The sequence below is a fragment of the Nonomuraea mangrovi genome (assembly GCF_042681425.1).
Classification (GTDB): domain Bacteria; phylum Actinomycetota; class Actinomycetes; order Streptosporangiales; family Streptosporangiaceae; genus Nonomuraea; species Nonomuraea mangrovi.
This window is the reverse complement of the sequence record NZ_JBHUFV010000033.1, coordinates 298127-319734: the sequence shown is the minus strand read 5'-3', so window position 1 is coordinate 319734 and position 21608 is coordinate 298127. Positions and strand designations below refer to the sequence as shown.

20 protein-coding genes are annotated in these 21608 nt (G+C 70.1%); 13 read left to right on the top strand and 7 right to left on the bottom strand.

What is annotated here, in order from left to right; translation table 11 throughout:
* Window positions 1-99 precede the first annotated feature (99 nt).
* Window positions 100-2010, top strand: a complete 1911-nt coding sequence (locus ACFSKW_RS19890) for a glycoside hydrolase family 71 protein (RefSeq protein WP_379573761.1) — start codon at window positions 100-102, stop codon at window positions 2008-2010.
* A 45-nt stretch (window positions 2011-2055) separates the two neighbouring features.
* Here the strand turns inward: ACFSKW_RS19890 and ACFSKW_RS19885 are convergent, their stop codons facing one another.
* Window positions 2056-2559 (bottom strand): GlcG/HbpS family heme-binding protein, encoded by a 504-nt coding sequence (locus ACFSKW_RS19885; protein ID WP_379573760.1) that lies wholly within the window; start codon window positions 2557-2559, stop codon window positions 2056-2058.
* A 168-nt stretch (window positions 2560-2727) separates the two neighbouring features.
* Here ACFSKW_RS19885 and ACFSKW_RS19880 point away from each other — a divergent pair, with 168 nt between their 5' ends.
* Window positions 2728-2991 (top strand): DUF4031 domain-containing protein, encoded by a 264-nt coding sequence (locus ACFSKW_RS19880; RefSeq protein WP_379573759.1) that lies wholly within the window; start codon window positions 2728-2730, stop codon window positions 2989-2991.
* Between the two features lie 13 nt (window positions 2992-3004).
* On the opposite strand, the gene ACFSKW_RS19875 is transcribed toward ACFSKW_RS19880, so the two are convergent.
* Entirely contained in the window at window positions 3005-3733 is a 729-nt protein-coding gene (locus tag ACFSKW_RS19875) for an HD domain-containing protein (RefSeq protein ID WP_379573758.1), read from the bottom strand.
* A gap of 51 nt (window positions 3734-3784) precedes the next feature.
* Window positions 3785-4408 carry an alpha-ketoglutarate-dependent dioxygenase AlkB gene (locus ACFSKW_RS19870; RefSeq protein WP_379573757.1) on the bottom strand — a complete coding sequence of 208 codons (624 nt, stop codon included), beginning with the start codon at window positions 4406-4408 and terminating at the stop codon, window positions 3785-3787.
* A 274-nt stretch (window positions 4409-4682) separates the two neighbouring features.
* On the opposite strand from ACFSKW_RS19870, the gene ACFSKW_RS19865 reads away from it, so the two are divergent.
* The 3 genes from ACFSKW_RS19865 (at window position 4683) to ACFSKW_RS19855 (ending at window position 8177) form a co-directional block, all read left to right on the top strand.
* On the top strand, window positions 4683-5270 hold the full coding sequence (locus tag ACFSKW_RS19865; protein WP_379573756.1) for a type II toxin-antitoxin system Phd/YefM family antitoxin: 588 nt from the start codon (window positions 4683-4685) through the stop codon (window positions 5268-5270).
* A gap of 674 nt (window positions 5271-5944) precedes the next feature.
* Complete coding sequence (locus ACFSKW_RS19860; protein ID WP_379573755.1) at window positions 5945-7270, top strand: DUF1254 domain-containing protein; 1326 nt, start codon at window positions 5945-5947, stop codon at window positions 7268-7270.
* A gap of 346 nt (window positions 7271-7616) precedes the next feature.
* Entirely contained in the window at window positions 7617-8177 is a 561-nt protein-coding gene (locus tag ACFSKW_RS19855) for a cysteine hydrolase family protein (RefSeq protein WP_379573754.1), read from the top strand.
* Window positions 8178-8289: 112 nt separating this feature from the next.
* Here ACFSKW_RS19855 and ACFSKW_RS19850 read toward each other — a convergent pair whose 3' ends face one another.
* Window positions 8290-8448 (bottom strand): hypothetical protein, encoded by a 159-nt coding sequence (locus ACFSKW_RS19850; protein WP_379573753.1) that lies wholly within the window; start codon window positions 8446-8448, stop codon window positions 8290-8292.
* Window positions 8449-8528: 80 nt separating this feature from the next.
* Between ACFSKW_RS19850 and ACFSKW_RS19845 the strand changes: the two genes are divergently transcribed.
* The 8 genes from ACFSKW_RS19845 to ACFSKW_RS19810 all read left to right on the top strand — a co-directional run bounded on the left by ACFSKW_RS19845 (window position 8529) and on the right by ACFSKW_RS19810 (window position 19298).
* Window positions 8529-10967 (top strand): M9 family metallopeptidase, encoded by a 2439-nt coding sequence (locus tag ACFSKW_RS19845; RefSeq protein ID WP_379573752.1) that lies wholly within the window; start codon window positions 8529-8531, stop codon window positions 10965-10967.
* A gap of 111 nt (window positions 10968-11078) precedes the next feature.
* Window positions 11079-12227 (top strand): aminotransferase class V-fold PLP-dependent enzyme, encoded by a 1149-nt coding sequence (locus ACFSKW_RS19840; RefSeq protein ID WP_379573751.1) that lies wholly within the window; start codon window positions 11079-11081, stop codon window positions 12225-12227.
* A gap of 18 nt (window positions 12228-12245) precedes the next feature.
* Window positions 12246-13550, top strand: coding sequence for an ABC transporter substrate-binding protein (locus tag ACFSKW_RS19835; RefSeq protein ID WP_379573750.1), 1305 nt, complete (start codon window positions 12246-12248; stop codon window positions 13548-13550).
* Complete coding sequence (locus tag ACFSKW_RS19830) at window positions 13547-14449, top strand: carbohydrate ABC transporter permease (protein ID WP_379573749.1); 903 nt, start codon at window positions 13547-13549, stop codon at window positions 14447-14449. The genes ACFSKW_RS19835 and ACFSKW_RS19830 overlap by 4 nt, the downstream gene beginning before the upstream one ends.
* A complete protein-coding gene (locus ACFSKW_RS19825; protein ID WP_379573748.1) occupies window positions 14446-15255 on the top strand; it encodes a carbohydrate ABC transporter permease in 810 nt (269 codons plus the stop codon). Before ACFSKW_RS19830 ends, ACFSKW_RS19825 begins: the two co-directional genes overlap by 4 nt.
* Window positions 15256-15257: 2 nt before the next feature.
* Window positions 15258-16964, top strand: a complete 1707-nt coding sequence (locus ACFSKW_RS19820; RefSeq protein WP_379573747.1) for a glycoside hydrolase family 36 protein — start codon at window positions 15258-15260, stop codon at window positions 16962-16964.
* A 1-nt stretch (window position 16965) separates the two neighbouring features.
* Window positions 16966-17994 carry a LacI family DNA-binding transcriptional regulator gene (locus ACFSKW_RS19815; protein WP_379573746.1) on the top strand — a complete coding sequence of 343 codons (1029 nt, stop codon included), beginning with the start codon at window positions 16966-16968 and terminating at the stop codon, window positions 17992-17994.
* Between the two features lie 23 nt (window positions 17995-18017).
* Window positions 18018-19298, top strand: a complete 1281-nt coding sequence (locus tag ACFSKW_RS19810; RefSeq protein ID WP_379573745.1) for a glucosidase family protein — start codon at window positions 18018-18020, stop codon at window positions 19296-19298.
* On the opposite strand, the gene ACFSKW_RS19805 is transcribed toward ACFSKW_RS19810, so the two are convergent.
* From ACFSKW_RS19805 to ACFSKW_RS19795, 3 genes are read right to left on the bottom strand one after another with little or no spacing between them, the layout of a single operon-like run.
* Window positions 19270-19992 carry an amino acid ABC transporter ATP-binding protein gene (locus ACFSKW_RS19805; RefSeq protein ID WP_379573744.1) on the bottom strand — a complete coding sequence of 241 codons (723 nt, stop codon included), beginning with the start codon at window positions 19990-19992 and terminating at the stop codon, window positions 19270-19272. The genes ACFSKW_RS19810 and ACFSKW_RS19805 overlap by 29 nt on opposite strands.
* Window positions 19989-20708 carry an amino acid ABC transporter permease gene (locus ACFSKW_RS19800; protein WP_379573743.1) on the bottom strand — a complete coding sequence of 240 codons (720 nt, stop codon included), beginning with the start codon at window positions 20706-20708 and terminating at the stop codon, window positions 19989-19991. The genes ACFSKW_RS19805 and ACFSKW_RS19800 overlap by 4 nt, the downstream gene beginning before the upstream one ends.
* Window positions 20709-21542, bottom strand: a complete 834-nt coding sequence (locus ACFSKW_RS19795; protein ID WP_379573742.1) for an ABC transporter substrate-binding protein — start codon at window positions 21540-21542, stop codon at window positions 20709-20711. It lies immediately after the preceding gene.
* Between the last annotated feature and the right edge of the window lie 66 nt (window positions 21543-21608).

Sequence of the window (21608 nt, the reverse complement as noted above, 5' to 3'; positions counted from 1 at the left end):
TGGGGAGGGGCCCATGGCTCTATGATCATGCCCGTTGTCATGCGATATGTCAGGACATATCGTTACATGGAGGGCACGATAAGCATGCGCATACGCGCGATGACCCTGTTATTGGTCACCCTGGCAGGCACCGCCACGATGATCTCCCCGACCGTCGCGGCGGCCGCGGAGAAGACCGTCACGTTCGCGTCCGAGGAGGACAGCTACGTCAGCCAGGCCGGACCGGGCAAGACGCACCACACCGTCACCTGGCTGTCGGTCTGCACCACCCCCTGCGACGGCGCGAACGCCTCCGAGCGCGGTGCCTACATGCGTTTCACCGTCAAGGACGTCCCGGACAACGCCGTCAACGTCAAGATGACCCTGGACGTGCAGTCCGTCAGGACCACCGACACCACCCTCGAGGTGCGGCCGGTCACCGGCGAGTGGACCGCCGACACGCTCACCTTCGACAACCGTCCCGCCGTGGGTGCGGTGATCACCACCCACAAGGGTCTGACCGCCGGCGGCACGGCGAAGCTGGACGTGTCCTCCGCCTTCACCGGCAACGGCGCCTACGACTTCGCGCTGACCTCCCCGTCAGGCGCCCACGGCGTGCTCCACTCCTCGCGCGCCACGGCGGGCCAGGGCCCCAAGCTGTCGATCAGCTACGACACGCAGGCGGCCACGCCCAGCGGCCCGCTGCCGTTCGCCATGCCGTCCCTCGCGGCGCTGCGGGGCTCGGAGCGCAAGGTCTTCGCGCACTACTTCACGCCGTATCCGCTCTCGCTGAACAACAAGGCGGGCGCCGACGACTACTACACCAAGCACTACCTCACCCCGACCGGCGAGAACGGCAAGCACGCCGCCTACGGCGGCCTGCTCAGGGACCGTCCCGTGCCGAGGGGCGTGCTGTCAGGCGACTGGCAGCTCGCGGACATGAAGAAGGAGATCCAGACCGCCGCAGCGGCCGGTCTCGACGGCTTCACCGTGGACGTCCTGTCGCTCACCAGCGCCCACTGGGATCGCCTCCAGGTGCTGATCAAGGCGGCTGAGGCGGTGGACCCGGGCTTCAAGATCGTCCTGATGCCCGACATGACCTCGCTGAAGACCGACGCGGCCACGCTGGCCGCCTCCATGGCCAAGCTCGCCGCCTCCAAGTCCGTCTACCGCCTGGCCGACAAGCGCCTGGTGATCTCCCCGTTCAAGGCGGAGGGGCAGTCGGCCGCGTGGTGGCAGAACTTCATGAAGATCATGAAGGACACGCACGGCATCACGGTCGCCTTCGTCCCCGTCTTCCTGAACTTCCCGTCGAACGCCGCGGCCTTCGCGCCGATCAGCTACGGCTTCTCCAACTGGGGCAACCGCAGCCCGGCGGGCCAGAGCGGCATCGCCTCGAACGTCGCCAAGGCGCACGGCATGGACAAGATCTGGATGCAGCCGGTGTCCGTCCAGGACGAGCGGCCCAACCAGAGCATCTACGACGAGGCCAACAACACCGAGAACCTCCGCCTCACCTGGGAGAAGGCCATCTCGGAAGACGCGGACTGGATCCAGCTGACCACCTGGAACGACTTCTCCGAGGGCACCCAGTTCGCGCCCAGCGTGCACAACGGCGGCGCCTATTTGGACATCTCGTCCTACTACCTGACCTGGCTCAAGACCGGCAAGGCGCCGGCCATCGTCCGCGACACGCTCTACCTGACGCATCGCACGCAGTTCGCGGCGGCCAGGCCGACGTCGGGCACGCAGACCAGATTCATGGCCCCGCGCCCTGGTACGAGCACGCCGCGGGACACGGTGGAGGTGCTCTCCTTCCTCACCCGCGACGCGACGGTGAAGGCGAGCATCGGCGGCGCCCAGAAGACCTACGCGGGACAGGCGGGGCTCCAGGCCAAGACGTTCCCCCTGGCGTACGGGGAGAACAAGGCATCGGTCGGCGCGGTGACGGTCACCTCGCCCTGGCAGGTGAAGAAGGACTTCGCCGTGCAGGACCTGCAGTACCACGCGGTGAGCAGCGGCCGGAAGTGAACAGGTGCGGGTCCCCCTGCCGGGGACCCGCACCCCTGGGGACCGTCAGCCGAGGCCCTGGACGGCCTTCAGGCCGGCCTGCGCGAGGGCCTCGTCGATGTCGCCGGAGGGCGCGCCCCCGACGCCGATGCCCGCGATCGGGGCGCCGTCGACGGCCACGGGGATGCCACCGGCCAGCAGCAGCGTGCCGGGGATGGCCGCCAGCGCCTGGTTCTTCGACAGCGCGCTGGTCGCCTGACCGAACGAGACCGCGGTGAACGCCTTGCGCCTGGCCGACTCCTCCGTCTGCGGGCCGGCGCCGTCGCCCTTGAGGATCAGGCGGGTCGCGCCCGAGCGGTCCACGATCGCCACCGTCACGCGCTGCTTCTGCTTGGCCGCCTCCTTCTGCACCGCGTCGGCGATCCTCAGGGCGGCTTCGGCGGACAGCACCTTGGTCTCGACGACGGCCGGGCCGGCCGCGGCGGCCTGGGCGACCTGGACGGTGGCGACGCCACTGGTGAGAGCGAGGGCGGCGACGGCTCCAGCGACCAGGCGGGTACGGATCTTCATGGTGTCGTTTCTCCAGGTCGGAACGGCTTGACTGGTTCCAGGTTGCCGTCCGGCGCGCCCCGCTCCATCAGGGATCCGGATGAGCCTCCCATCAACCGATCGGTTGATGCCGATCGTCCCCGAGAGCCCCCTCATGGGATGGTTCCCGATGGTTCTACGCTTGTCGGCGTGACCGTGCTGATCGATCCCCCCAACTGGCCCGGCCCCCGAGGCTTGCTGTGGTCCCACCTGGTCAGCGACACCTCGCTGGAGGAACTGCACGCGTTCGCGCTGCGGCTGGGAGTGCCGGAACGGGCGTTCGACCGGGACCACTACGACGTGCCCGAGACCGTGCACTCGCGCGCCGTCTCCATGGGCGCCGAGCCCGTCACCTCGCGGGAACTGCTCGCCCGCCTGATCGCCGCGGGACTGCGCCGCCGCAAACTCCGCTGACCGGGGCCGCTGGTCAGCTTTCGAGAGCCGCCAGCTCGGCGGCCATGTTCGCGCGGGCCTTCCCCTCCCACAGCTCGTGGGCGAGCGCCGTGCGGTACAGGCGCGGCGCGGCGAGCAGCCGCCGCAGCACCTGCGCCCTGCCCTGCCTGAACAGCTCGTCGGGGACGTGGGCGTACTCCCGCCTGACGGCACTCGCGTAGGCCGGGTAGGCATCGCCCGCCAGCACGGCCAGGTCGGCGTCGCACAGCACGGCGCCGTTCGCGTCCCGCCCTGACATCGCGCCCGCGTCCCGCCCTGACGCCGCGCCCGCGGTCCGCCCTGACGCCGCGCCCGCGTCCCGCCCTGACGCCGCGCCCGCGTCCTGCGCCGGCCCGGCCGCGGTGTAGTCGGGGTCGTGGGTGGCGGTGAGGCGGACGAGCCTGGCCACCTCGGCGACCCGCTCCCCCGGCACGCCGCACCTCGGCAGGCGGGACAGGGCGAGCTGGGCGCTGCGCTCCTCGTCCGAGCCCGCCCTGCCCTCGTAGACCGCGTCGTGGAACCACGCGGCCAGCCGTACCGCGTCGAGGTCGGCGGCCACCGGCGCCAGCGTGTCGATCGCGGCGAGGACCGCGCGCAGATGGTCGGGGGTGTGGTACCTGCGGTGCGGCTCGGCCCACCTGGCGAGCAGCTCGGCCCCTACGGCCCCGGCCGCGTGAGACGGCCCCACCAGCCCGGTCCAGCCGTCGGCGAGAGAGTGCGACACAGGCCGAGCCTACTGATCGGCCCGGTGGGCGGCTCCGGCCGGGGGCGGTGGTCAGCGGACGCCGCGAGGCCTGAACTGGATACTGACGCGGGGGCCGACGGGACGCGCCGTCTTGGGGATCGCGTGTTCCCAGGTGCGCTGGCAGCTGCCGCCCATGACGATGAGGTCGCCGTGACCCAGCTCGTGCCGGACCGTCGCGCCTCCGCCGCCGCGGGGGCGCAGCATCAGGGCGCGGGGAGCGCCCACCGAGACGATGGCCACCATGGTGTCCTCGGTGCTCCCCCTGCCGATCGTGTCGCCGTGCCAGGCCACGCTGTCGCGGCCGTCGCGGTAGAAGCACAGGCCCGCCGTGACGAACGGCTCGCCCAGCTCGGCGCCGTAGTGCTCGTCGAGCGCCGCCCTGGCCTCCTCCAGCATCGGCTCGGGCAGCGGCTCGCCCTCCTCGTAGAAGGCGAGCAGCCGGGGCACGTCGACCACCCGGTCGTACATGTGTCGGCGCTCGGCGCGCCAGCGCACTCCGGCGATCAGCCGGTCGAGCAGGGCGTCGGCGCCGCCGATCCAGCCGGGCCTGAGGTCGATCCAGGCGCCGCGACCCAGGTCGACGCGCCTGACCGTGGACCCGAGCGGTCCTGGACCGTCCGAGGAGAAGCAGTCGAGCAACGAAGCCTGAAACATGTGTTCGATTATAGGCTCGTGACCCGCGGAGATGACAGCAGACCCCGGTTGTCCCGTGACAGCGCCAGGGCCGCGCCCATCACCTTGGGCGGATCATGACGAGGTCAGGGAGGAGTCCCGCATCCGCCCGGCCGGTGGTCCAGTGCGGGGGGAGGGCGAGGGCGGTGACGGTGTGCCCGGCGCCGCGGTGAGTAGACGGCACCGGCCACGGCCGCACATCGCCATATTTGTCATGTGCCTTGAGAAATTCCGTAAGGCGCCTTACGATCTCCGGATGATCAACACGGAACGGCTGTCGTACGACGAACACGTGGCGCTGCTCGGTGTCCCCTACTCCGTCGAGGACGCCCGCGCCCGCTGGGCCTCGCTCGTGGAGGAGGCCAGGAATGGCAGCACTGTCATGATCACCCGAGAGCGCTGGCAGTGGGCCGGGCTGGTGCCGCTGTCGAAGGTGGGCGGGGTATGGAGCGGCCTGCCCCTCGTGCCGGTGTCGACGGCGCGGTCCAAGCTCGGCGACCTCGTACGCCAGGTCGCCGACCCGCACGGGGAGCCCGTGCTGCTGGGCCGCCACCGCTCCCCGGTCGCCGGCCTGGTCGCGGCCCATGTCTTGCTGGGCAGAGCCGCTCCCTCGGACCATCCGGCCGCCGATGCGATGCTGGTCGGCGGCCACACCATTGCCCTCTCTCACGATTTCGTGGAAGGCCTCGTCGTGGCCGTCGCCCGCGATCAGGACGGCGCCGAGGTCTCAACCGGGGCGGGGCGCAACTCCCGTGAAGCGCTGCGCGCCCTCGCCGAGCCGCCGCCGTGGAGTCGGCCGGGCCGGCCCGCGGCCGGCATGACCAGCGCGTCTGGACCGGAGTAGGCGAGCGACTCATGCCCGTCCTGGCGAAAGGCGCACAAAGGTGGGCAGCCGCCTTTTGCGCGGATCGGCGCCCGGCAACCCTCCAGGCGAGGTTTCGACTCGAGTGCCACCCCTGTCGGCGCCACGAACAGCGGGTGGCCTCGGCCCACCACACACAACCAGGCGCTCGTCGGCGCAACCAGGCTTGCACGGTTACGTGTACATGCCTGTGCACGTCTTCCGGTAGGCGACACACGAGATAGTCGGCTGCTATCGCGCGCCGAGCGACGTGCTGCCACCAGCGTGTCCATTGATCGGGTGACTCGGGTGGCTGGTCGGCGGTCAGCAGGTGGTCTCCGCAGAGCGGGCAGCGCGCATCCTGCCTGGTGAGCAGGCGCAGCGTCTACCGATCCAGCACAGGTGAGACCCGCGTGTGGCGGTGGCGAAGTTCGCCCCGAACAGAGGAATCCACGCCGTGGTCTCGGGCGTGATCCTGATCTTCGCCGGCGTGTCACCCGGAGTCCAACTGTCGCCCGACGGACCGGTACCGCCCTAAGCGCTCCCCAGACGGGCCAGGGTGAACGATCTCTTGGTCGATATTTACGCATCGATGCTTTCTGCCCTCTGGCGAGAGCCAGAGACTGATAGGCGACGTGTGTCGAAGGATCCTGAAGCCCCGTTCCGGGAGGAGCGCCATGGAAGCCGCGAGCCAGGATGTTCATCAGAACGCCGTCCAGGCATACATCTACGGCTATCCACTGGTGCTGATGGAGACCACCAGACATTTCTTGACCAACGTCGAGGAACCCGACCCCGTCACCCTTAGAGCGCCCGTCAATCAGTTCGCAAAGGCGAACGCCCTCCCCGACCCCGGTTTCAAGCAGGTCGTCTCACCCAACCTCGACACGCTCTACACGTCCGCGTGGCTGGATCTGGCCCAGGAGCCCATGGTGCTGCACCTGCCCGACACCCGCGGCCGGTACTACCTCATGCCCATGCTGGACGCCTGGACCAACGTGTTCGCCTCACCCGGGACACGGACCACCGGCACCGGCGAGGGCGACTTCGCCATCACCGGCCCGAACTGGAACGGCACCCTGCCAGACGGCGTCGAACAGCTCACATCCCCGACCGACACTGTCTGGATCATTGGCCGCACCCAGCTCGACGGCCCATCCGACCTGCCCGCCGTGGCGGAGCTCGTGGATCAGTACACCCTCCAGCCGCTCAGCGCCTACGGGCGCGGCGCCTACACGCCCCCGGCCGGCAAAGTCGATCCCGGCATCGCGATGGCGTCACCGCCCCGGCAGGTCGAGCAGATGGACGCCCAGACGTTCTTCTCCCAGCTGGCAGCCGCAATGCGGACCGACTCCCCGACAGCCGCGGACAAGCCCATGGCAGTCACACTCGCCCAGCTGAACATCCAGCCGGGACAGCCATTCGACATCAACGCCGTCGATTCGACCACCGCGCAGGCCCTGCACGCAGCGGTCCCCGCGGCCCAGGAGCAGATCAAGGCCGCCGTCGCCGCGATAGGCGAGAACGTCAACGGCTGGCAAGTCGCCACCAATCTGGGCAGCTACGGCACCGACTACCTGCGGCGCGCCGCCATCGCATGGCAAGGACTCGGCGCGAACCTGCCCCAAGACGCCATCTACCCGATCGCCTTCGTCGACGGCCAGGGCCAGCCGCTCAACGGCGCGAACAACTACACCATCCACTTCCCTGCCGGCCAGTTGCCTCCGGCCAACGCGTTCTGGTCGCTGACGATGTACGACCCCACCGGTTTCCTGGTCGACAATCCGATCAACCGATACGAGATCGGCCATGTCGCGAAACCCACCGCCGATCCCGACGGGTCGGTGGATCTCTACATCCAGCACGACGCCCCCTCCGACATGCAACCCAACTGGCTGCCTGCCCCGGCCGGAGGGTTCAACCTCATCCTGCGCATGTACTGGCCCGAGCAAAGCGTCGTAGACGGCACTTGGGCCCCGCCCCCGGTCACCAAGACCCCCTGACACCCTTCACAAACGGCGTCCCCCGGATCGGAGAAAGCACGTCCGCCCAGCGGCCGAGCCGAGCCGCTTGGCGCCAGTCGCTCAATGATCTACAAGGCCCTCCGCCCGAGTCCGTGCGACCAGGGATGCCTTGAGCTCGCGCCATCGAGGTGTGAGCGAGTCAGGGGCTGGTCGTGGTGGACATAGAGCCCGATAGTGCGGCCTACGGCCCAAGCCGCCATGCGCCGCAACCAATGACCCATACGCGAATCTGTCCCACTATCGTCGTACTTGATCGACGACAACCACGCCAAGGATGCCACCGTGGAGGATGGCCGACGGCACGCCGTACAGACAAGGAAGGCGTATGACCACCACCGCGCTCATCGTCGGCGACCTGCAGGCCGGCATCGTGGACAACTATCCCTTCGCCGCCGGCGTGCTTCCCGTCATGGAGAGGGTTGTCCCCGCGGCCAGAGCCTCCGGAATTCCGGTGATCTTCATACGTTTCGGGGTCCGGGCCTCGGGCCTTGATGTGTCATCGGGAAACCAGTTGATCAGCTCCCTGCACGGGGCGGGGACACTGTTCCACGAAGAATCCCCCGAGACGCTCGTGCACTCGCGCATCGAGCCGTTGCCGGGTGAGTCCGTCGTCGTCAAGCGCCGCGCCAGCGCGTTCGCGGCGACCGACCTCGATCTGCTCCTGCGCGCCCAGCGCATCGACTCGATCGTGCTGACCGGTGTTGCGACCGGGGCGATGGTCGCCGCCACGCTCTACGACGCCGCCGATCGGGACTATCGCGTGACCGTGCTCAGCGACGCCTGCGCCGACGAGGAGCCGGACGTGCACGACTTCTTGATCAACCGCGTCTTCCCGGCCAGGGGTGCCGACGTCCTCACGAGCCACGAGTGGACCGCCCGCCTGTGACCAGCCGTCATCATGGGGGATCTGGGTCATGCTCGCGATGAGACGGCGCACGTGACCCGCTCGGCCTTCGATGACAAGAGCGTGACGCCGACCGGCAGTCCGGTCCCGGGGATTACAGGGGGGCGACGAGGTCGCCGGTGAGCAGCAGTGCGAGCCTGACCATCTGGACCCGCGTGCCGAGGCCGGCCGCGACGTCGTCGCCGAGCGCGAGCTCGGACGCATATGAACGTTCAGATAATACCGTCTTGCCACCCGGCAAAGGATGTGACATGTTACACATCACGTAGCCCATCGCGGCCGGCCGGATGTTCGGGGGCCCGGCCCTACCGCGCTCCACCCCCAGGAGTAGCGATGAGAATCGCGAAGTCCCTGCTGAAAGCGGCTGTCGTGGCCCTGACGCTCACCCTCGGAGCGGGCGGCCTCGCCCCTGCCTCCCACGCCGCCTCCCTTGAGTTATCCGCGGCGGCCCCGCCCTCCGCGGTCGCCGCCACGACCGAACGCACCGCAACCTCCGAACCAGCCGCGCACACCTCAACCTCCGAACCGGCCGCGCGCACAGGAAGTCCCACCGCAGCCGCGAACGCCGTGAGCCCCACGGACGCCGCGGGCCCCGCGCAGGCCGCGGCGACGTCGGGCCGGGCCCCGTCGGGCGACCGGCCGCCGCCCGCCGGAGACGACTCGGCCGCCCGCCCGCACCGGCAGGCCGAGCCGCTGCCCGCCACCGAGCTTCCGCCGCTCGCCGAACCCCGGAAGGAGAGCAGGCGCGACTACGACGATCCCGCCGCGACAGAGCGCACGCGCCCGCGCCCCTCCGCGCGCTCCGCCAAGGCGGCGGCCTGCGACGTCACCGACTTCACCACCAGGACGGGCGACGCGCTCGTGGCCGCGATCAAGGCGGCGCAGGTCTCGTGCGTCAACACGCTGTTCACGCTGACCGGCGCCGACGCCCGCGGCGCCTTCAGGGAATCGCAGATGATCACCGTGGCGGACGCCCTGCGCGGCGCCGCGCCCTCCTACCCCGGCGACAACTCCACCTCCGTCGAGCAAATCGTGCTCTACCTGCGCGCCGGCTACTACGTGCAGTGGTACAACGAGGACGCGGTCGGGCCGTACACCGAGAGCCTGCAGGTGCCGGTACGGGCGGGACTCGACGCCTTCTTCGCCGCGCCGGCCTCCAGGACCGTCTCCGACGCCAACGGAGAGGTGCTCACCGAGGCGGTCATCCTGACCGCGAGCTCGGGAGAGAACGCCCGCTACATCCCGGTCATGAAGCGCCTGCTCGACTCCTACGACAGCGCCCACAACGCCTCGTGGTGGATGCGGAACGCGGTCTACGAGGCGTTCAACACGATCTTCCGCGGCCATTGGAGGCCCGACTTCGTCGCCGCCGTCGCCGCCGACAACGGCCTGCTCCACTCCCTGAAGGCCTTCGCCGCCGACCATCTCGACCTGCTCGGCACCGACTCCGCCTTCATGACCGTCAACGCCGGGCGGGAGCTGGCCAGGTTCCTCACCCACCCGGAGCTGGTCCCGACCGTCAAGCCGATGGTGAAGGCCATGCTGGTGGAGTACTCGATGACCGGCAGGACCGCTCCGCTGTGGATCGGCATCGCGGACGTCACCTTCGACAGCGTTCCCGCTGACTGCGCCTTCTACGACGTGTGCGACCTTCCCGCCAGGCTGAAGGCGGTGGCCCTGCCGCTCACCCACACCTGCGGACCGACCCTTCGCATCCTGGCGCAGGAGATGACCGCGGCGCAGTTCGCCACGACCTGCGCGAGCCTGGCCGGCCAGGACGCCTTCTTCCACAACCTGGTCGACTCCGGCGGCAGACCCGTCGCCGACGACGGCAACACCACGCTGGAGGTGGTCGTCTTCGACTCCAGCGCCGACTACCGGACCTACGCGGGCCCGATCTACGGCATCGACACCAACAACGGCGGCATGTACCTGGAAGGCGACCCGGCCGCGGCGGGCAACCAGGCGCGCTTCATCGCCTACGAGGCGACGTGGGAGCGCCCCGACTTCGCGGTGTGGAACCTCAACCACGAGTACACGCACTACCTCGACGGCCGCTTCGACCTGTACGGGAACTTCGGCGCGCCGACCACGCCCGTCGTGTGGTGGAACGAGGGCCTGGCCGAGTACGTGTCGTGGTCCTACCGCGGCCTGCCCAACACCACCGCCTACACCGAGGCGGGCAAGCACAGCCACACGCTGCGCGACCTCTTCGACACCGCCTACGGCCAGGGCGAGAACCGGATCTACGTCTGGGGCTACCTCGCCGTCCGCTACATGTTCGAGCGGCAGCGGGCCGAGGTCGCCACGCTGCTCGGTCACTACAGGACGGGGAACTGGAGCGCGGCGGGCGCGATGCTGCGCTCGCTCGACCACGAGACCGACTGGAGGACGTGGCTGACCGCGTGCGCGGCGGGCGCGTGCGCCGAGCCGTCCACCCTGCCCGACTGCACCGGCGCCGACCCGCGCCTCATGGGCGAGGACTGCAGGCGCACCGGCATCGGGCACACCAACCAGAACTACGCCTACTTCTACCTGTGGATCCCGGCGGGCGTGACCAGGCTCAAGGTCACCTCCTCGGGCGGCACGGGCAACGCCGACCTGTACGTCAGGCGGGCGGGATGGGCGACCCGCACTTCTCATGACGCCGGATCCACGGGGCCCGGCACCTCGGAGAGCCTGGTGGCCGACGTCACGCCGAACAGCTGGAACTACGTCAGCCTGTACGGCGTGACGGACTTCAGCGGCGTCACGCTGACCACCGAGTACTGACCCGCACGATCGGGCGCGCCGGGGGTCTTCCCGGCGCGCCCGATTTACCCTAATATGAACGTTCATACCTCCCCCACCCCCCTGGAGCCCCTCATGCGGCGAGTAGACGATATGAACGTTCAACTCGCCCGCTACCTGGCGCGATTCGACGAGCTTCCCGGCTACGTCGACTTCGCCAGAGTCGGGCCGATCTCGCACGACGTCGCCATGACGCTCGTCGAGGCGGCACGCCTGAGCAGGGGCGAGCAGGTGGTGGAGGTGCTGTCGGCACGGGCCGAGGCGGTCCGCGCGGGCGCGGCCCTGTTCCTGGGAGCCGCGCCGCACGAGGTCGGCTTCGCCACCTCCACCAGCCACGCCCTGTTCGCGACCGCGGCCGCCTTCCGTCCCTGCACCACCGGCGAGGGCGGGAACGAGGGCGACGAGGGCGTGGTGCTGGTGCGGCGCGGCGAGTTCCCCGCGAACGTCTACCCGTGGCTGCGGTTCCAGGACCGCGGAGGCCTGCGGGTGCGCTGGATCGACGCCCCCCGGGTGACCCCCGAGAACGTCGCCGCGCACCTGACCCCCGACGTCAGGGCCCTCACGGTCAGCGCCGTGGACGCCCTGACCGGCCACAGGCCGCCGCTCGGCGCGCTCAAGGAGGTCCTCGGGCCGGACAGGGTCCTGGTCGTGGACGCCATCCAGGGTCTCGGCGCGGTCCCGCTGGAGCTCGAGGCCGCCGACGTGCTCGCCTCCGGCGGCCAGAAATGGCTCAGGGCGGGATGGGGCGCGGCTCTCCTCCTGGTCCGTGACCGTGTCGCCCACCTGCTGTTCCCCGGCCTCGGCGGGTGGCCTGGCGTCCGCGACCCCCTGGCGGCTGACGACCATCCGCGCGAGCCGCTCGACGGGGCGAACGCGCACGCCATGACCAACCCCGACTATCCGGCCGTCAGCTCCCTCGGCACCGCCCTCGACCTCGTCACCGCCGTGGGCGTCGAGACGATCGCCGCGAAGATCGCCGACACGCTCGGCGCCCTGCTCGACACCGCCAGAGCCGCCGGCGCGGAGATCCCGCACGACGAACTCATCCCCGCCGAGCGCGGCGGCATCGCCTGCCTCCGCCTGCCCGGGCACGACCCGGTGGACGTCCACGCCGCCCTCGCGAAAGCGGGGCTCGCCACCACCCTGCGCGGCCGCTGGATCCGGCTGTCCCCCCATGCCACCACCCCGAGCCAGGCCGTGGATCGCCTGGCCGAGGGGCTGCGTACCGCACGCAGGCCCTGACCCCCCGAAAGGAACGAAATGATCAACCGTCGCGCGGCCCTCGCCGTCCTCCTCACCGGCGCTCTCACCGCGGCCTGCGGCACCGCAGGGGAACCGGAGCAGACGGGCCCCGTCAAGATCACCGTCTGGTCGTGGAAGCCCGCCTCCGACGGCCTGGCCGCCGTCGCCAAGGACTTCGAGAAGGCCAACCCGAACATCAAGGTCACCGTCCAGGCGGTCGGCAACCCCGCCATCTGGGACAAGATCACCATCGGCATGGCCGCGGGCGGCAAGGGCCTGGGCGACGTGCTGCACATCGGCATCGACTACCTGCCCGGCTACATGGACAAGTTCCCCGGCGGCCTGGCCGACCTGCGCAAGCTGGGCGCCGACTCCCACAAGGACGCCTTCGCCAAGGGCCTGTGGCCGACCGTGACGGGCAAGGACGGCGGCGTCTACGCGATGCCGTGGGAGGTCAACCCGGTCGGCTTCTTCTACCGCAAGGACCTGTTCGACAAGGCCGGCGTCGACCCCGAGAAGATCACCACGTGGGACGAGGCGATCGAGGCAGGCAAGAAGCTCAAGGAGAAGACCGGCGCCTTCCTCATCGGCCTCAACAAGCCGGCCGCCAACGGCGTGGACATGGACTTCTACCAGGCGCTGCTCCAGCAGCAGGGCGCCTTCTACTTCAACAAGGAGGGCGAGGTCACGCTCGCCTCCGCGCCCGCCGTCCAGGCCATGACGCTACTCAAGAAGATGAACGACGCCGGCATCGTCGCCGACACCTCGGGCGAGGGCACGGCCAAGCAGCTCATCAGCGGCGGCAAGCTGGCCGTGCTGCCGTGGGCGGCGTGGGCGGTCAGCTACATCCCCGAGATGCGCCCGGAGCAGAAGGGCCTGTGGCGCGTGATGCAGCCGCCCGCCGTGACGCCCGGCGGCAAGCGCGCCGCGATCGTCAACTCCACGCACCTGGCGGTGTCGGGCACCAGCCCGCACCAGAAGGAGGCGTACAAGTTCGTGGAGTACGCGCTGACCAAGCCCGAAGTGATCAACAAGGTGTTCAAGGAGGGCGGCGTCTTCCCCGCGCTGACCGCGGCCTACGCCGACCCGAGGTTCACCGCGCCCCAGCCGTACTTCGGCGACCAGCCCGCGCTCAAGACGTTCGTCGACGCGCTCACCGAGGGCGCCGACGCCACCTACTACTCCGGCGACTATGCCAGAGCTCTGAAGATCGCCAGTGACGCGCAGACGAAGGTGCTGCTCAAGGGCGCCGACCCGGCCGCCGCGCTGACCGAGGCCGCCACGCTGCTGTCCCAGCAGACGAACAGGAAGCTGGCCGGATGACGCTCACCCTGTCCAGGCCGCGGGAGCGGGCGCGGACCAGGCGGTCGTACGTCACCAGGCGGAACATCCCCTACCTGCTGATCATGCCCGCGCTGCTCGGCTTCCTGGTCTTCAAGGCCTATCCGATCCTCGCCGCGATGTACATCAGCCTGACCACCGGCGCGGGCGCGGCCCGCAGCTTCGTCGGGCTCGACAACTACGTGCGGTTGGTGAACGACCCGCTGTTCTGGACCTCGCTCTGGAACACGGGGCTCATCCTGGTCGTCCAAGTGCCGATCATGCTGCTGCTCGCGCTGCTGCTGGCGCTCGGCCTCAACTCCCCCTCCCTACGGCTGCGCGGCCTGTGGCGGCTCGGCGTGTTCATGCCGAGCCTGACGGGCCTGGTCGCCTACGGCGTGATGTTCTCGGTGATCCTGCGCAAGGACTCGGGCCTGCTCAACTGGATGCTCAGCCTCTTCGGCGTGACGCCGATCGACTGGCTGGGCAGCCCCTTCTGGGCGCGCATCGCCATCGTCATCGCGCTGACCTGGCACTACACCGGCTACAACGCGGTGATCTACCTGGCCGGCCTGCAGAGCATCCCCAAGGAGCTGTACGAGGCGGCGATGGTCGACGGCGCCGGCGCGGTCCGCAGGTTCTGGTCGATCACGGTGCCGCAGCTGCGGCCGATCCTCGCGCTGACCATCGTGCTGTCGACGATCGGGACGCTGCAGCTGTTCGACGAGCCGTTCGTGCTGACCGGCGGCGGGCCCGACAACTCCACACTGACGATCTCGCTTTACCTGTACCAGAACGGCTTCCGCTACTTCGACTTCGGTTACGCGGCGGCGATCGCCTACGCCCTGACGTTGATCGTGGCCGTGTTCGGCATCGCACAGATGAGGTTGCAGAAGAAATGAAGGGCTGGACGCTGACTTTCACGCTGGCCGTGGTGTTCGGGCTGTGCGTCGGCCCGTTCTACTGGCTGGCGATGGCCGCCACGCACGGCAACGCCGAGATCTTCTCCTGGCCGCCGAAGTTCTACCCCGGCGACCAGCTGGCCGCGAACACGGCCAAGCTGGAGGAGTCGATCGGCCTCATGCAGGTGCTGGGCAACACGCTGTACGTGGCGGTCGTGCAGACCGCGGGCGCGATCGTGGTGTCGCTGCTGGCGGGCTACGCCTTCGCCAAGTTCACCTTCAGGGGCCGCAACCTGTTCTTCGTGCTGCTGCTGTCGACGCTCGTCATCCCCGGCGGCGTCACCATCATCCCGATCTTCGAGATGATGAACGACATCGGGCTGATCGACAGCTATCCGGCGCTGATCCTGCCGAGCCTGTCGGTACCGTTCGGCATCTTCCTGATGCGGCAGTCACTGCTGGCCGTACCCGACGAACTGCTGGACGCGGCGCGGGTGGACGGCGCCGGCGAGCTGCGGGTGCTGTGGCGGGTGGTGATCCCGGTGATGCGCCCCGTGCTGGCCGCGCTGGCGGTCTTCCTGTTCCTCGGCGCGTGGAACGACTTCCTGTGGCCGCTGATCGCGCTGCGCACGCCCGAGATGTACACGCTGCCCGTCGCGCTGGCCACGCTGCAGGGGCTGGCCAGGACCGACTTCGGCCAGGTCATGGTGGGCACGGCGATCTCCTCGCTGCCCATGATGATCCTCTTCCTCGTTCTCCAGCGACAGTTCATCTCCGGCCTGCTGGCCGGTGCCACGAAGGGATAGACATGCAGATCTGGGAGCCGCACGCGCTCGACGAGACGACCGTGGTCCACGCGGGCGAGGTCGAGGTGGCGGTCGCGGGGACCACCGGCGTCACGGTGACGCCGGTCGCCGAGGGCGTCTGGCTGATCGACGCGCCCGAGGCGACGGCGGCGCAGTGGAAGGTGCCGTGCGTGAAGACCGCCGCCTTCTGGACGCCGGGCAGCGGCACCCGCTGGGTGCCGCCGATCTGGAACGCGCCGATGTCGGCCAGGCTGACCGTGGGCGCGCCCGTGGTGAGCCTGGTCGGTACGGCGGGCACCAACGTGTGCACGGCGGCGCTGGCCGAGTCGGTGGCACCGGTGAGCTTCACCGGGGGGCTGATCGAGGAGACCGGCGAGTTCGTCTTCACCCTGCAGGGCGACGGGCTGCGCATCAGGCTCGACCTGTCGGACCGGCTGTACTCCGCGGCCCTGGCGGGCGTGGCCGAGTGGTGGCAGGCGGGCCGCGAGCTGCCGCCGACTCCGCGCCAGGCCAGGCTGCCGGTCTACTCCACCTGGTACAGCATGCACCAGGAGGTCACGGCCGAGTCGGTGGAGCTGCAGGCCAGGCTGTCGAAGCGGCTCGGCTGCGACACGATCATCGTGGACGACGGCTGGCAGACCGCCGACCGGGCCCGCGGGTACGCCTTCTGCGGCGACTGGGAGCCCAACCAGGAGGCGTTCCCCGACATCGTGAGCCATGTGCGCAAGGTTCAGGGCAACGACATGGCCTACCTGCTGTGGTACGCCCTGCCGTTCGTCGGCAAGCACAACGGGGCCTTCGAACGCTTCGACGGCAGGTTCCTGCGCTACCTCGACCACATGGACGCGGCGGTGCTCGACCCGCGTCACCCCGAGGTGCGCGCGTTCCTCATCGACAAGCTCGCCCAGGCGGTCGAGCTCTGGGGCATGGACGGCCTGAAGATCGACTTCGTGGACCGGTTCGCCACGCCGGGCGGCGATCCGGCTCCCTCCGAAGGCGCCGACTGCGCGGCGGTCGACGAGGGGGTGCGGCGGCTGCTGCACGATCTCGACGCCCGGCTGCGCCGTACCAGGCCCGAGGTGCTGATCGAGCACCGCCAGCCGTACACGAGCCCCGGGCTGTGGCCGTACGCGAACATGGTGCGAGCGGCCGACTGCCCCCTCAGCCCGCAGGAGAACCGGCAGCGCACGATCGACCTGCGGCTGACCGCGGGACCGCTCGCCGTGCACTCGGACATGATCCTCTGGCACCCCGACGAGCCCGCCGAGCAGGTGGCGGTGCACCTGATCAACGCGCTGTTCTCGGTGCCGCAGGTGTCGGTCGACCTGGCGGCCCAGCGGCCCGACCAGCTGGCCGCCATCGAGTTCTGGCTCGGCGTCTTCCGCCGCCACCTCGACACGCTCCAGTTGGGCGTGCTGGAGCCCTCGCAGCCTGAACACGGCTATCCGCTCGTGCGGGCCTACGATGGGCAGACCACGATCATCGCCCGCTACGCTCCCCTCGCCGTGGACGTGCCGGGCACGGGCGAGGTGCTCATCGCCAACGCCGACCCCGACCCCCGCGTGGTCCTCTACGGCGAGGGCGAGGCACAAGCCGAGGCCCTCGACTGCGGAGGGACGCTCGTCTGGGCCGGCAGGCTCCGGTTCGACGCGGGAGCGAGCATGGTCGAGGTGCCCACAGGCGGCCTGCTCAAGCTGAGGAGAGACTGAAGTGACGGCACGTCGGCCGCGCGAGCGCGGGCTCACCATCGAGGACGTCGCGCGCGCGGCCGGCGTGTCCCGTCAGACGATCTCCAACGCGCTCAACGCCCCGCACCGGCTGAAGGCCGAGACGCTGGAGCGGGTGACGGCGCTGATCGAGGAGCTCGGCTACCGGCCCGACCAGTCGGCGCGCAGCCTGAAGTCGGGCACCAGGCGGATCATCGCCTACCCGACGCCGGTGGACGATCCAGCCAATCCCAACCCCTTGATGGGCGGGTTCCTCGAGGCGGTCGTGGCGGCGGCGGGCGAGGCCGGCTACCGGATCCTGCTGGTCAGGCCGCGCCCAGGCCAGACCCACGAGCAGGCGCTCGACGAGCTGATCGCCGCCCGCACAGTGGACGGCTTCCTGCTGTCCGACATACTGCGCGACGACCCCCGCGTCGCCCATCTGGCCGCCGAGGGCTTCCCCTTCGCCGCCTTCGGGCGCACGGAACCCGAGCACCCGCAGTCGTGGGTGGACGTCGACAGCGTCCAGGCGGTGACCGAGCTGGTGGGCCTGCTGGCCGCCCGAGGGCACCGCAAGGTCGCCTTCCTCGCCTCGTCGAGCGGGCAGCCGTGGATGGACGACCGGCGCGACGGGTTCCTCGCGGGCGTGCGCCGCCACAGCCTGGCCGGACAGGAGTTCTCCGTGCGGGGCGACGAGCCGGGCGAGATCGTCGCCGCCACCCGCGAACTGCTCGCGAGCCGCGCCCGCCCGACCGCGATCGTGGCGGCGGGCGACTGGCTGGCGCTCGGCGTGTACGCCGCCGCCAGGGCCGAGGGCGTGGAGATCGGCGCCGACCTGGCCCTCGTCGCCTTCGACGACCTGCCCATCACCGCGTTCCTGCAGCCGGCCCTGACCACCGTGCGGCTGCCGCTCCGCCGTATCGCCGAGGCGCTGGTCAGCCGGCTGGTGCGCATCGTCGAGGACGGCGTCAATCCCCAGGCGGGCCTCCTGCTCCCAGGCGAGCTGGTGATCCGCCCCAGTCTCGGCCCGTGAGGGCCTCGCGATCGGAACCCTTCATGCGTATCGACTCCTCCAGCGAGGAGCTGGTGGCGATGTTCGAGTGGGCGCGCGACAGGGCGCTGCGCTGGGCGCACCCCGCCGGGTCGCGCGGCCCGCTCAACGTCGACGAGCGGCAGCCGCACGGCACAGGCGAGGGCGCCTACCTGCCCTCGTACTGGGCGGGCTACGCGCACCGCAGCGGCTTCTACCTGCGCGACTTCGTCCACCAGCTCCCCGGCGCCCACCTGCTCGGCCTCCACGCGGCCAACCTGGCGATGCTGCGCTGCTTCGCCGCGTCGGCCACCGAGGAGCACGGCCACCGTCCCGTGTGGGCCTTCAACTTCGACGGCTCGTACCTGTCGATCGACTACCGCAGCCCCGATGCGTTCGTCAGGGAGGCGCCCGCGGTCTACGAGCTGGTGGAGGCGGGCGCCGCCGCCTACCGGTGGACGGGTGACCGCTCGTACGTGGACGACCCCGTCCTGTGGGACTACTACCGGCGGGCGGTCGACCTGCCCCCGACCGCCATGGGGACGGGCATCTTCGACGGCACCGCCACCTACAACGAGCAGGACGGCGAGCCGCTGGCGGTGGCCGGTGACGGCGTCGCCGCGCAGTACGCCGCCTTCCTCGCGATGGCCGAGCTGTCCAGGGCGCGCGGCCTGGACGGCGACGCGTACGAGCGGCGGGCTCTCGACCTGCGCCGCCGCTTCGCCTCCGAGTGGAAGGGGGCGCGCGGCTTCACCAGGGACGGCACGCCCGTCACGGGCTGGGGCATGGAGAGCAGCTGGTTCCCCGCGCTCAAGCGGCTCACCGCCGACGAGGACCTCCTGGACCACATCGACGCCCAGACCCGCGGGCCCGGCAGGCCGCACAACGTGGAGGCGTGGACGTACCTGCCGGACACGTTCTTCCGCCACGGCAGGACCGAGACGGCCTGGCGGTGGATGAGAGAGATCTTCGCCTCCCGTGAAGGGGAGCACGTGGCGGGCGGGCGCAACGGCGACTACCCGGAGGTGTCGTTCACGCTGGTCAGCCAGGTGGTCGAGGGCCTGCTGGGCATGCGGCCGCACGGCGACGCGATCGTCACGGAGCCCTCCCTGCCCTCGGGCGTCGACTGGCTGTCCGTCTCCGGCATCCCCGTCGGCGGCGGCAGCGTGGCGGTCCACCACGAGGGCGGCACCACCACGCTCACCAACCTGTCGCGACACCTCACCTACACCTGGACGGCCTGCGGGCTCACCCAGCGGGTACCGCCGGGCGCCACGCTCACAGCACGTCGGACAGGAACTGCTTGAGCCTGGGGCTGACCGGCGCCTCGAAGATCTGCGACGGCGGCCCCGCCTCGACCGACACCCCCTCGTCGAGGAAGACCACGGTGTCGGCCGCCTCGCGGGCGAAGCCCATCTCGTGGGTGACGACCACCATGGTCATCCCCTCCCCGGCCAGGTCGGCCATCAGCCCGAGCACGCCCTTGACCAGTTCGGGGTCCAGCGCCGAGGTGGCCTCGTCGAAGAGCATCACCTGCGGCTCCATCGCCAGCGCCCTGGCGATGGCGGCCCGCTGCTGCTGGCCGCCGGACAGGTGGCCGGGCCTGGCGTCGGCCTTGCCCGCCAGGCCGACGAGGTCGAGCTGGCGCCTGGCGATCGCCTCGGCCTCGTCGGCGGACACGCCTCTGATCCTGCGCAGCGGCAGCGTGAGGTTACGCAGGATGCTCATGTGCGGGAACAGGTTGAACTGCTGGAACACCATCCCGATCCGGCGCCGCAGCCGGTCGGGGTCCTCCCCCAGCACGCTCCGCCCGTCCAGCAGGACGTCGCCCCTGGAGGGTTCGAGCAGCCGGTTGATCGTGCGCAGGAACGTCGACTTACCCGAGCCGGAGGGACCGATCACGCAGGCCGTGTGCCCGTGCTCGACGTCGAGGTCCACGCCGCGCAGGACGGGCGTGGCGCCGAAGGACAGGTGGATGTCGCGGGTGACGACGCCGCTCATGCCCTCGCCTCCTTCGGTGCGGCCCGCAGCCGCCTGTCGATGTGGTTGACCAGGTGCGTGAGCGGCACGGTGAGCAGCAGGTAGAACAGCCCGGCCAGCACCAGCGCGGACTCGTTGCCGGTGTTGGCCGCCGCGTCCTGCCCGATCCTGAACAGCTCGCGCTGGGTGGCCAGCAGGCCGAGGAAGTAGACCAGGCTCGACTCCTTGACGAGCGCGATGACCTGGTTGACCAGCGCCGGCAGCACCCGCCGTACGCCCTGGGGGATGATCACCATGCGCAGCGCGGCGCCGCGGGAGAACCCCAGCGCGCGGGCGGCCTCCAACTGGCCGCTCTCGACGCTCTGGATGCCCGACCTGAAGATCTCACCGATGTAGGCGGCGGCGATCAGGGAGAGCGCGAGGATGCCCAGCGGATACGGGTTGGGCCCCCAGACCTGCATGCCGAGCGGCGCGAGCCCGACCCCGATGAGCAGGATGGTCACCACGGCGGGCAGCCCGCGGAAGACGTCGGTGTAGACGCGCGCGGGCCACCTGAGCCATCTGGCCCTGGCGATGCCCGCCATGGCCAGCAGCATGCCGAGGACCGTGCCGAGCACGGCGGAGAGGCCGGCCAGGATCAGCGTGTTGGGCAGCCCGACGGTGAGCATGTCGGGCAGCGCCTCGCGCATGGACTCCCAGTCGAAGAACATCCGCCACAGCGTCGACAACCAGTCCATTTACTTGGCGCCCGCGCTACCCGGCTTGAAGTCCGCGGGAATCGGGCGGCCGGGGTAGTACTGGTCCTGCAGCTTCTTCCACGTGCCGTCGGCGATGACCTCGTCCAGCGCCTTGTTCAGCGCGGCCAGCAGTTCGGGCTTGTCCTGCGCGACCGCGAAGGCCGTCGGCGAGGGGCTGAGCTGCTTGGCGGCGAGCACGATCGCGCCGTCGCTCTCCTTGGCGCTGGTCTCGCCGATCTCGGCGGGGGAGATCCAGGCGTCGGCGGTGCCGGCCTTGAGCTGGTTGACCGCGCCGTTGTAGTCGGGCACCCGGACGGGGTCGAGGCCCTGCTGGGTGGCGTAGTCGTCCTGGACGGTGCCCTGGACGACGACCACCCGCTTGCCCTTGAGCTCGTCGAAGGACTTGATCGCCGAGTCGGAGGGCACGTCGAGGCCGAAGTAGCCGAAGTCGTAGCCGTTGGTGAAGGCGACGGTCTTCTTGCGGGCCTCGGTGATCGTGATGGAGGAGCTGCCCACGTCGAACTTGTGCGTGGCCACCTGGGACAGGAGCGCGGAGAAGTCGGTGCCGACGAACTCGACCTTCAGGCCCGCCTTGGCCGCGACCGCGGAGAACAGGTCGTTGTCGAAGCCGGTGAACTTGCCGTCCTTGAGGAACACGTTCGGGGGCGCGTCGGTCAGTGTCCCCGTCCTGACGATCCCGGGCTGCAGGAGCTTGTACGGGTTGGCGGTGGCACCTCCCGCGGTGGCACCTCCCGCGGTGTCGCCTGATCCGTTCGACCCGCAGGCGGAGACGGCAAGGAGGGCGGCGAGGGCAAGGGCGATGCGCTTACTCATATCACATATCCAAGTAGGAAAAGCAGGGAATTTACCGAAGAAGACGGCCCGTCATCGCGACGGGCC